At 67.7% G+C, this 10,778-nt stretch carries 9 protein-coding genes and 1 pseudogene; 7 read left to right on the plus strand and 3 right to left on the minus strand.

The window, feature by feature from the left end; translation table 11 throughout:
• The first annotated feature begins 4 nt into the window (after positions 1-4).
• Entirely contained in the window at positions 5-844 is an 840-nt protein-coding gene (locus tag E0T84_RS17255) for an alpha/beta fold hydrolase (protein WP_138745042.1), read from the plus strand.
• Positions 841-1,746 (plus strand): fumarylacetoacetate hydrolase family protein, encoded by a 906-nt coding sequence (locus tag E0T84_RS17260; protein ID WP_138745043.1) that lies wholly within the window; start codon positions 841-843, stop codon positions 1,744-1,746. The genes E0T84_RS17255 and E0T84_RS17260 overlap by 4 nt, the downstream gene beginning before the upstream one ends.
• On the opposite strand, the gene hrpA is transcribed toward E0T84_RS17260, so the two are convergent.
• Positions 1,747-5,658 carry an ATP-dependent RNA helicase HrpA gene (hrpA, locus tag E0T84_RS17265; protein ID WP_138745044.1) on the minus strand — a complete coding sequence of 1,304 codons (3,912 nt, stop codon included), beginning with the start codon at positions 5,656-5,658 and terminating at the stop codon, positions 1,747-1,749.
• Positions 5,659-5,818: 160 nt separating this feature from the next.
• Between hrpA and E0T84_RS17270 the strand changes: the two genes are divergently transcribed.
• A complete protein-coding gene (locus E0T84_RS17270; protein ID WP_171055063.1) occupies positions 5,819-6,529 on the plus strand; it encodes a fumarylacetoacetate hydrolase family protein in 711 nt (236 codons plus the stop codon).
• On the opposite strand, the gene E0T84_RS17275 is transcribed toward E0T84_RS17270, so the two are convergent.
• Positions 6,495-7,325 (minus strand): IclR family transcriptional regulator, encoded by an 831-nt coding sequence (locus E0T84_RS17275; RefSeq protein ID WP_138745055.1) that lies wholly within the window; start codon positions 7,323-7,325, stop codon positions 6,495-6,497. The two genes, E0T84_RS17270 and E0T84_RS17275, sit on opposite strands and share 35 nt — an antisense overlap.
• A 117-nt stretch (positions 7,326-7,442) precedes the next feature.
• Here E0T84_RS17275 and E0T84_RS17280 point away from each other — a divergent pair, with 117 nt between their 5' ends.
• The 4 genes from E0T84_RS17280 to E0T84_RS17300 all read left to right on the plus strand — a co-directional run bounded on the left by E0T84_RS17280 (position 7,443) and on the right by E0T84_RS17300 (position 10,393).
• Positions 7,443-8,495 carry a zinc-binding dehydrogenase gene (locus E0T84_RS17280; RefSeq protein ID WP_138745046.1) on the plus strand — a complete coding sequence of 351 codons (1,053 nt, stop codon included), beginning with the start codon at positions 7,443-7,445 and terminating at the stop codon, positions 8,493-8,495.
• The gene (locus E0T84_RS17285; protein WP_070945782.1) at positions 8,492-8,896 is read left to right on the plus strand and encodes a nuclear transport factor 2 family protein; all 405 of its coding nucleotides are present in this window, start codon (positions 8,492-8,494) and stop codon (positions 8,894-8,896) included. Before E0T84_RS17280 ends, E0T84_RS17285 begins: the two co-directional genes overlap by 4 nt.
• Positions 8,889-9,704: an SDR family NAD(P)-dependent oxidoreductase gene (locus E0T84_RS17290; protein WP_138745047.1), complete on the plus strand. Its 816-nt coding sequence runs from the start codon at positions 8,889-8,891 to the stop codon at positions 9,702-9,704. The genes E0T84_RS17285 and E0T84_RS17290 overlap by 8 nt, the downstream gene beginning before the upstream one ends.
• Positions 9,705-9,949: 245 nt before the next feature.
• Positions 9,950-10,393: an SRPBCC family protein gene (locus tag E0T84_RS17300; protein ID WP_138745048.1), complete on the plus strand. Its 444-nt coding sequence runs from the start codon at positions 9,950-9,952 to the stop codon at positions 10,391-10,393.
• Here the strand turns inward: E0T84_RS17300 and E0T84_RS31855 are convergent.
• Positions 10,390-10,778: pseudogene (locus tag E0T84_RS31855) on the minus strand (hypothetical protein); the annotation flags it as partial. The gene E0T84_RS17300 and the pseudogene E0T84_RS31855 overlap by 4 nt on opposite strands.

Genomic DNA, 10,778 nt, shown 5'->3' on the forward strand with positions numbered 1-10,778 from the left:
GCTGATGGACGGCCCCGTCGAACATCGCACGCTGGCTGTCGACGGGGTACGGTCGCCGGTGCTCGTCGCAGGCCCGGACGGCGTTGACCCCAGCGAGGCCGTGGTGTTCGTGCACGGCAACAACGCCGGGGCCAAATGGGACCGGCTGCTGTCGCCGGTGGCCGGTTTCACCCGGGTGATCGCCCCGGAGATGCCTGGTTTCGGTGCGGCCGACAAACCGGCCCAGTGGCCGTACACCGTGCCCGCCTATGCGGCCCATCTGGGAGCGATCCTGGACCAACTCGGCGTCAGACGAGCACACCTGGTCGCCCACGATTTCGGCGGGCCCTGGGCCCTCGCGTGGGCTGCCGACCATCTCGAGTCGGTGGCCAGCATCACGCTGATCAACGCCCCGGTGGTGATCAACCACTTCGCCGCCAAGCTGTGGCGCACACCGATTCTGGCCGAGGCGCTTTCACGGATCGGCAATCCGGCCGTGCTGCGCCGCGTGCTCGCCATGCGCGATCCTGGTTTGCCGGCCGATGCGCTGGATTCGATCGCCGAGCACATGTTCGCCCGTGGCACCCCTGATGCGGTGCTTAAGCTGTACCGGTCGACCGGGCCGAATGCCCTTGCGCCGTATGCCGATCGGCTCGCCGGTTACGGCGGTGACGTCCTGGTGGTGTGGGGTACCGACGACCGTTACGTGCCGTTCGCACAGACCGAGGACTACCGCCAGATCTTCGGCAACTGCGAGATACAGCCGGTGCCGGGGACGGGTCACTGGCCCTGGCTGGAACAGCCCGACGCGGTGGCCGGGTACGTCACCGCTTTCCTGCACCGGCAACTCGGACGGAACGCATGAAGCTGCGTCGCATTCGCACCGCCACCGGGCTGGCCGTGCAAGCGCTGGATTCCGAGGGGCAATGGGTTGCACACCCCGACCTCACCCCGTTGGGCGGCCGGGTGTTCGACGGCGACTGGCTGGCGGCGGCGGCCGAACGCCAACTGCAGCACAGCGATTACCTGCTGCCCTTCCAGCCGGTGTCGTTCCGCGACTTCATGCTCTACGAACAGCACAACATCGACGCTGCCCGCGGACTGATCCGGCGCCTGCATCCCGGCCTGTACCGGGCGACGTCGCTGTACGAACGCGTGACCGGGCGCCCCGTGCCGCAGTTCAAACCCAAGCCGCTGTTCTACCGGCAGCCGATCTACTACATGTCCAACGCCCAGAGTTTCGTGCCGAGCGGTACGCCGGTTCCCGTCCCGGACTACTCGCAGGCGCTGGATTTCGAGCTGGAGATCGGATTCGTCTTGGCCGCACCGCTGTTCAACGCCACGCCTGAGGAGGCGATAGCTGCCATCGGTGCGTTCGTGGTGCTCAACGACTTCAGCGCCCGGGACGTGCAGCGGCCGGAGATGCTCAGCGGCTTCGGGCCGCAGAAGTCCAAGCACTTCGCCAGTTCGATGTCGGATACCGCCGTGACCGCCGACGAGATCCTGCCCCGCATCGACGCCCTCACCGGTTCCGTTGCGCTCAACGGGTCGGTGGTCAGCACCGTCAGTAGCGCCGGGATGCAACACAGCCTGGGGCAGGTGCTGGCCCACGCGTCACGCAGCGAACCGCTCTGTCCCGGAGAGCTGTTCGGTACCGGGACGCTGCCCGGCGGCAGCGGCATGGAGACCGGGCACTGGCTGCGCCCCGGGGACGCCCTCACGCTCACGCTGGACGGTATCGGCCGCATCGAGCACGTCATCCTCTGACTACCTGGCGGCAGCGTCGATCGCCTTGTAGATGCGCTGCTCGCTGACCGGCCGCGGGGTGCCGAGCTGCTGGGCCCACAGGCTGACCCGCAGCTCCTCGATCTGCCACGCGATGTCGCGGATGTCAGCGGCAGCGGCCCGCCCCGGCGACAGCGCCCGGACCAGGTCGTCGTAGGCGTCCTCGACGGCATGCACACGTGACATCCGGTCCCGGTCGGCTACGAGCGCCTGGGGCAGCCGCTCGAGCCGGCGGAGGATCGCTGTCACATACCGGGCCAGATCGTTCAGCCTGCCAACCCCGGTGGTGGTGACAAAACCCTTGGGCAACAGGCGATCGAGTTGGGATCGGATATCGGCGATTGCATCGGCCTGGTTGGGTGACGGGTTCTCCGGCAGCGCGACCTGTACCTCGTGCGCGGCGGCCAGCACCTTCTCGACGCGGCTCACCGCCGCCTGGGTGGTGGGGCCGAGTTCCTTACCGGCCCGCGCGACAACTTCGGTGAAGGCTGTCTTGGTCCACGCCGGCTTGGGGACCAGCACGTCGGCCGCCGCATCGGCACAATCGTCGAGCAGGGCGGCCAGCGTCCCGTCGGGGTTGGCGTTGAGGGCCAGGCGGGTCCGCGTGCTCAACCCACGCTCGATCGCCTTGACCGGCGACGGCACGGCCTGGCGCAACAGCCGGCGCAGGCCCGGACGCATGGCCGCGGCCTGATCGGCCGGGTTGGCGAACACCTTGATGTCCACGGCTTTTCCGGTGTCCACGAAAGCCGGGTACCCGCGCACGGTGTGGCCCCCGGACACGTTCTCCACCGTGCGCGGCAACTCGTCGAGATCATCGGGCCAGGCTCGTAACCCGCGCCGTTCCAACTCACCGCCCAGCGCCTCGGCCACCGCTTGCGCGACGGGGACGGCCAACTGCTCGCGCAGGGCGTCGATGTCCTTGCCTCGGGCCACCTCTTTGCCGTCGGCCGATTCCACGGCGAAGGTCATCCGTAGGTGGTCGGGCACCTTGCTGAGATCGAACGCCTCGATCGGCACCAGAATGCCGCTGCGCCTGCGTAGTTCACGCTGCACCTCGTCCAGCAGTGACCCTGCGGATGCATCGATGTCACCGAGGATGGCCCGTGCGGTGTCCGGGGCGGGCACAAAATTGCGCCGCAGGTCCTTGGGCAGCGACTTGATCAATGCGGTGACCAGTTCCTCCCGCAATGCCGGTACCTGCCAGGCGAACCCGTCGCCGCCGAGCCGGGCCAGCACGCCGACCGGCACATGCACCGTGACGCCGTCATCGGCGGCGCCGGGCTCGAACCGGTAGGTCAGTGGTAGCTCGAGATCGCCGGCCTGCCAGGTGTCGGGGTTGTCCGCACCGTCCTCCGAGCGCAGCAGGTCATCCCGGGTGAAGGTGAGCAGCTCGGGTGTCTTGTGCCGCTGCTTCTTCCACCAGGCGTCGAAATGGCGCGCCGAGACGATGTCGGCCGGGACGCGGGCGTCATACAGGGCATAGATGTCGTCGTCACCGACCAGCAGGTCACGCCGACGGGCGCGTTCCTCGATCTCCTCGAGTTCGGCGCGCAGGCGGGCGTTGTCGCGGAAGAAGTGGTGCCGGGTCTGCCAGTCCCCTTCCACCAGTGCATGACGGATGAACAACTCACGGCTCAGCTCCGGCTCGATCTTGGCGTATCCGACCTTACGTCGGGGAACCAGCGGCAACCCGTACAGCGTGACCCGCTCATAAGCGACCACCTCGCCGCGTCTGGCCTCCCAGTGCGGCTCACTGTAGGTGCGGTGCACCAGATGCCCGGCGACCCGCTCGATCGCCTCCGGCTCGACCCGCGCAGCGATGCGGCCGAACAGCCGACTGGTCTCGACCAGGTCGGCCACCACGATCCAGCGTGGCGGCTTCTTCGTCAGCACCGAGCCGGGTGCCAGAACGAACTTGGAGTTGCGGGCACCTTGATAGTCGCGACCCTCGCCCTCACGCAGCCCGACGTGGGACAGCAGGCCCGCGGTAAGCGCGGCATGGATGCCGGCCGGCTCGGCGGCCTCGTCACTCTCTCGGATCCCGATGTCGCGGGCGATGCTGCGCAGCTGCCCGGTCAGGTCCTGCCATTCCCGGATTCTCAGGTAGTGCAGGAACTCCTCCCGGCACATCCGCCGGAAGGCACTACCGGAGAGCTGGTTTCGTTGTTCGCGGAGGTAGTTCCAGAGGTTCAGGTACGAGATGAAGTCCGAGTGCTCGTCGGCAAAGCGGGCGTGCTTCTGCCGGGCCGCCTCTTCCTTGTCCGTCGGGCGTTCGCGCGGATCGGGAATCGACAGCGCAGCGGCGAGCACCAGCACCTCCCGCACGCAGCCCTCGGTATCGGCCTGCAGGATCATCCGCCCGACGCGCGGGTCGAGCGGCAGCCGGGCCAGGCGGCGTCCGACATCGGTCAAGGCCCCCGCACCGTCGAACGCGCCGAGCTCTTGCAGCAGTTGCACACCGTCACGAATGCTGCGGGCATCCGGTGGGTCCAAGAAGGGGAAATCCGCGATGTCACCGAGCTGCAGGGCAGCCATCTGCAGGATGACCGCGGCCAAGTTGGTCCGCAGGATCTCGGGATCGGTGTAGCGGGGCCGGGATTCGAAATCCTGCTCCGAATACAGCCGGATGCAGACTCCGGGTGCGGTGCGGCCGGAGCGTCCGGCGCGCTGGGCGGCCGAGGCCTGGGAGATGGGCTCGATCGGCAGCCGCTGAACCTTGGTTCGCCGGCTGTAGCGCGAGATCCTCGCGGTGCCCGGGTCGACGACGTAGCGAATGCCCGGGACGGTCAGTGAGGTCTCGGCCACGTTGGTGGCCAACACGATTCGTCGTCCACTGTGGCTGGGCCGGAACACCTTCTGCTGTTCGGCGGTGGGCAGCCGGGCATACAACGGCAGCACCTCGGTGTTCCGCAGATCCTTGAGGGCTTCTGCGGTGTCCCGGATCTCGCGTTCACCGGACAGGAACACCAGCACGTCGCCCGGCGGTTCGGACTCCAGCTCACGGACCGCGTCGACGATGGCCTCGGTCGGATCCCTGGGCTCGGTGCGCACGATCTCGTGGTCGGGATCGTCCGGGTCCTCGGAGTCGTCCGCACCGCCGACGGTGACTTCCAGTGGCCGGTACCGGATCTCGACCGGATACGTCCGCCCGGACACCTCCACGATCGGCGCGTTGTTGCTGAGCCCATTTCCGGCACCGCCGAAGTGCGCCGCGAACCGTTCCGGCTCGATGGTGGCCGATGTGACGATGACCTTGAGATCTGGGCGCCGCGGCAGCAACTCGCGCAGATAGCCCAGCAGGAAGTCGATGTTGAGGCTGCGTTCGTGTGCCTCGTCGAGAATCAACGTGTCATAGCGCAGCAGCCGGCGGTCCCTTTGAATCTCGGCGAGCAGAATGCCGTCAGTCATCAACTTGATCAGGGTGGAATCGCTGGCCTGGTCGGTGAAGCGAACTGTGTACCCGACGGCCTCGCCCAGCGGGGTGCCGAGCTCGTCGGCAATGCGCTGAGCGACCGTGCGCGCCGCCAGCCGACGGGGCTGGGTGTGGCCGATGGTTCCGCGGATGCCACGGCCCAACTCCAGGCAGATCTTGGGCAGCTGGGTGGTCTTGCCCGATCCCGTGGCGCCCGCGACCACCACGACCTGGTTCTCGCTGATCGCCTTGGCGAGTTCGTCGCGGTGGTCACTGACCGGCAGGTCCGGGTAAGTGATGGCCGGAACAGCGGCCTGGCGGGTGAGCACCAGGGCTTCGGCAGCTGCTATTTGTTCGGCGATCTTCGCCGGGTCGGCACCGCGCAGGTTCTTGAGCCGGCGGCCGAGCCTGGCCTCGTCGCGAATGGTCAGGCCGTCGAGACGCGCACGCAGCGCGGCCAGCTCCTGACGTTCAGACACTGCACTAACGATAGGCGACGGCGCGAGCCGGTTTTCGCCACCGATTGCTTTGCCGAGAGTCACGTTGCTTTGCCGAGGGCCACGCCAGAGTGGCCGTCGAAGCCGAGCGCCACACTGGCGTGACGCTCGGGCGGGGGGTTCGCCAGGAATGATGGACCACATGGCCGACTTCGTGATCCCGCCCCCGCCGCAGGCGTCGCTCCCGGTGAGCGCCGGGCCCGGCCGTTTCCCGGTGCGGCGGGTGTTCTGCGTCGGACGCAACTACGCGGCCCACGCACGGGAAATGGGCAAGGACCCCGACCGCGAACCGCCGTTCTTTTTCATGAAGCCGGCCGATGCGGTGGTCGACGCCGAGGGCACCGTCCCCTACCCGTCACTGACCTCGTCGTTTCACCATGAAGTCGAACTCGTGGTGGCGCTGGGTGCCGGTGGGCGCGACGTGGCACCGGCCGACGCGCTGAGCCTGGTCTGGGGCTACGGCGTCGGGGTGGATCTGACCCGGCGCGATCTGCAGGACGAGGCCAAGAAGCTCAGCCGGCCATGGGACTGGGCCAAGGGGTTCGACGCCTCCGCCCCGTGCACGCCGATCCACCCGGTCTCAGAAGTCGGCCATCCGGAAAGCGGCGAGATCTGGCTGCGCGTCAACGGCGAACTCAAACAGCGCGGCGACCTCAAGGATCTGATCTGGTCGGTACCGGAGATCATCAGCGCGATCTCAGCTGCCGTCGGCCTGGCCCCCGGCGACCTGATCTACAGCGGAACCCCCGCCGGGGTCGGTCCGATGCAACCCGGTGACGTCGTTTCGGGTGGCGTCGCAGGCGTCGCGGAGTTCACCTTCACGGTCGGCTCAGCCGATCGGCCGCCCGCCTGACCCGCACGCCCGCGGTGTCCACCTGGCGGGCGGTCATGGGGCGCAGCGGGTGGATGCACAGGATCAGCGCGACGCGGCCATGAGGATCGAACACTGGGGCCGCGATCGTGGCCACGGGCTGTGGTTTGCCCGTCGCGCCACCAGCCGGCGTAAGGCCGATCGTGGTGAACTCGGCCAGCAATTGATCGGTGATGCCCCGGACGTGGTCGGGCAGACCGTCGCTCGGCAGTGAGCCGACCATCTGCGCTGCCCGGGTGAGATCCGGTGTCGTCCAGTCGACGTCGAACCCCCGGGCCCGCGTCTGTGCGAGCACCTCGGTGAGCCGGTCGGTGAGCGCACCGGTCGGCGTGGGCGCGCGGTCGATCCAGGCGCGCTGCCCAGCCGGCGAGTCCCAGGCGGCGAAGGCGACGCCGAACGGCGGCGCGTACCGGATGCGGTCGCCGGGTGCACCCGCCGGCCGCGGCCCGGCACCTTCGAATGCGGTGATCACCAGCTCGTCCGCCACCCGTTCGACGACAGACGCGGCATAGCCGAGCTGATCCGAAAGCCCCTGTGCGGCAATGCGTGCCGCATGCGCCAGTGGTCGCGCCACCGCCGTCCGGGCCGCCACCACCGCCAGACCCGGCCCCAGCGCGAATGTCTTGTCGGTGGGATCACGGATCAACCAGCCCCGGTCGCACAATGTCTTGAGGATCGCGTGGGCGGTGGCCTGGGTCAGATCCAGCGCGCCGACCACATCGGAGAACCGCAGACGCTTGTCACCGGAGCTCGCCAGCAACTCGATCACATCGAGCACCCGACTGGTGGGCGCCGAGCTCGCACCACGCACCCTTGACTCCTTTCCGGGCGGTTCCTACATTCGCACGTATCAGTTCGAGAGACTATCTCGACTATTCGAGAATAGGTAGGTGCCATGCGCGCAGTCGTCCTGCGGGAAGGCGCACTCACCGTGCGCGAGATCGCCGATCCCGTACCGGGCCCGGGTGAGCTTCTGTTGCGGGTGCTCAGTACCGCGATCTGTGCGTCCGACGTCCATTTCATGGACCATCCCGAACTCGGCCTCAACGACCCGACCGGCCGCTCGCTCTACGACCCCGGGCAAGACGTGGTCCTGGGCCACGAGTTCGTCGGGGAGGTCATCGGGCACGGCCCCGGCTGTACCGATCAGTTCCCGGTCGGCACCCGAGTCACGTCGATTCCCATCAGGCTGATCAACGGTGGCGCCGACGGAGCACACATCATCGGCCAGCACCCCGACTCCCCCGGCAGCTTCGCCGAGCGGGTCGTGGTGTCGGAATCGATTGCACGAGGCGTGGGTCCCGGTGCGTCCGACGACGCCGTTGCCCTCACCGACGCCTTCGCAGTCGGCGAGTTCTACGTCCGCAGCGCCCGCCTCGAGCCCGGCGAGATCCCCATCGTGATCGGCGCCGGGGCAATCGGGCTGTCCGCGGTGGCGGCCCTGAGCCGCCGCGGCATCGAACCGGTCATCGTCTCGGACTACCAGGCGGATCGACGTGTGTTGGCCTGCAAAGAATTCGGTGCCCACGTCGGGGTCGACCCGGCTGAACGCTCACCGATCGAGGTCTGGCGTGAACTCCGTGCCGAACGCAACCTGTGGGGCCCTGCCGTGGTGTTCGAATGCGTCGGGGCCTCGGGCCTGATCCAGAAAGTCGTCGAGGAGTCCGATATGGGCACCCGCATCTACTGCGCCGGCGGCTGGTACACCGGCGACACCCTCGACATCACCACCGCCACCCGGCAGGGGGTAACCCTGCAGTTCGGCGGCGGGCCGTGGCCGCAGGACTGGTACGGGACGTTGGATGCCATCGTCTCGGCAGAGCTGGACCCGACACCCAGCATCGGCATGGTGGTGTCGCTCGACGAGGTTCCCGACGCGCTCAACCTGTCCCGACGCTCGGCCGGGCCGGCGCGAATCATTGTGCATCCGAACGGAGATAACGCATGACCACTGCTCAGGACCGCCTGGACATCGTCGACGTGCTGGTCCGCTATGCCACCGGTATCGACCGCCGGGACTGGCCGCTGTTCCGCACGGTGTTCACCGACGATTGCGTGCTGGACTACGGCGAGATCGGCACCTGGCAGGGCGTGGACGCGGTCACCGAGTTCATGGATCAATCCCACGCGATGGCCGGGCACACCATGCACCGGCTGAGCAACCATGCCATCGCCGTCGATGGCGACACCGCGACGGCCCGCACCTACATCGACGGGTTGATCATGGCCCAAGACAACAACTCCGGCGTCAACGCCGTCGGCTTCTACGACGACGAACTCGTCCGCACCCCGGCCGGCTGGCGGATCGCGCGGCGACGCTTCACCGCGGTGCGGATCACCAATGTCTGAATTCGCAGCGAAGTACGGACCGTGGGCGCTCGTCGCCGGTGCCTCCGACGGCGTCGGCTCGGCGATGGCCGAAGAGCTGGCCCGCCGCGGTCTCAACGTGGTGCTGCTGGCCCGCCGGCAGGCGGTCCTCGATGATGTGGCAGCCGGCATCGAGGACCGTACCGAGGCGCAAACCCGCACGCTGGCAATCGATCTGGCTGCCCCCGAAGCGGCCGGTGAAGTGATCGAAGCCACCGCGGACCTCGACATCGGCTTCCTGGTCTACTGCGCCGGGGCAGACCCCCATTTCGAACCGTTCCTGGCTAGCCCGCTGGCCGCCGCGGAATCGCTGGTGCAGCGCAACTGCATGGTGCCGATGCAACTGTGCCACCACTACGCACCGCCGATGGTGGATCGGGGCCGAGGGGGCATCGTCATCTTCGGGTCGGGAGCCGGATTCGCCGGTGGGCCGAACATGGTGGCCTACGGCGCGAGCAAGGCCTTCGACATGGTGTTCGCCGAGGCCTTGTGGACCGAACTGCACGACAAGGGTGTTGACGTCCTCGGTTTGATCCTCGGCAAGACCGACACCCCGGCGCTGCGCAAGCTCGAATTTGAGCGGGGCCAGATCAATTCACCTGACCAGACCCCGCTGGGCGCTGCGGCGGTGGCCGATGTGGTGGCCGCCGCATTCGCCAATCTCACCGCGGGACCAACCTGCCTGGTGGGCCCGGAAATTCAAGCGGCCGCACAACTGATGGCGTCCGTGAGCCGCAACGACGCGGTGCGGTTCATCGCGCAGGCAGTCACCGCCTCGATGGGTACCTGACGTACAAATCGCTACGCGCTGAACTGGATCGGCACGGTCAGCGGCCCCCGGACGGCGGGTGTGTCCCGCCATGCCGGCGTATCCACGAGCGTCGGCCGGCGGTGCAGGATGTGCCGGAGGGCGAGGCCTGTCTCCAGCCTGCCCAACGAGGCGCCCAGGCAGTAGTGCGCTACAGCCACCCTCGCCGCACGCGTCCAAGCTCTCGGCTGATAGACAGCAGACTTCGGCCGTGGTTGCCTGAGCCGATGGGACGGTCCTACCGCTATACCGATGTTCGCCGGGTCGCCGCGGACCCAGCTGTCGTTTGGAACATCGTCTCCAACCATGAACGAATGTCCGAGTGGACACCATCTCGCAGGGTGGTACTGGAAAGCCCGGGCAGCCCTGATCGAAACGGCGTAGGCGCAATCCGGGCGCTTCACACGTTTGGACCTGTTATCCGGGAACGCATTACGGGTTTCGAACCGCCGACGACCCTGCAGTACCGTCTGATGTCCGGGCTGCCCTTTCGGGAGTACACGGGCCAGATCACCGTCGAGCCGACGGAAACCGGCACCGTGATGTCGACGGTGATCAGCTTCCGCACGATCGTCCCGGGCACGCAGATTCTCGTCGCCATCGCCATGCGCCTGGCCAGTGCGGGTGCAGTCCGCATGGCGCAGGCGGCCACCGCATTAGGTGACGATTAGGGTCCGCGTACTTCCTTGCTGGTGAGGCCTGGTTGGTCGTCGAGCAGGATCCAGTCGGGCGGCAGTCGTGGGTCGCTTTGCCCGGGCGCACATGGCTGCGTGTGCCAGTCCAGTTCCCCATCGTCCCATTGCGATATCTGCTGCGCGGAACCGGTCTTCAGCTCCCACTCTGGGTCGGGCGTCAGATCCCATTCCGGCAACCACTCTGGTTCCAGATCCCATTCCGGGTCGGGGGCAGGCTGCGGGAAGTGCTCGGGCTCCGGATCAGGCTGCAATTCCCACTCCGATTCGAGGTCCCGTCCGGCTGGTGGTTCGTCCTCGGGTGGGGTGAGTAGTAGTTCGGGGCGGTGGTGGTAGTTGATGCGGTGTTGGCCGTGGTCGAGGG

Origin of the sequence: Mycobacterium sp. DBP42, assembly GCF_005924235.1 — a bacterium.
Taxonomy (GTDB): Bacteria; Actinomycetota; Actinomycetes; order Mycobacteriales; family Mycobacteriaceae; genus Mycobacterium; species Mycobacterium syngnathidarum.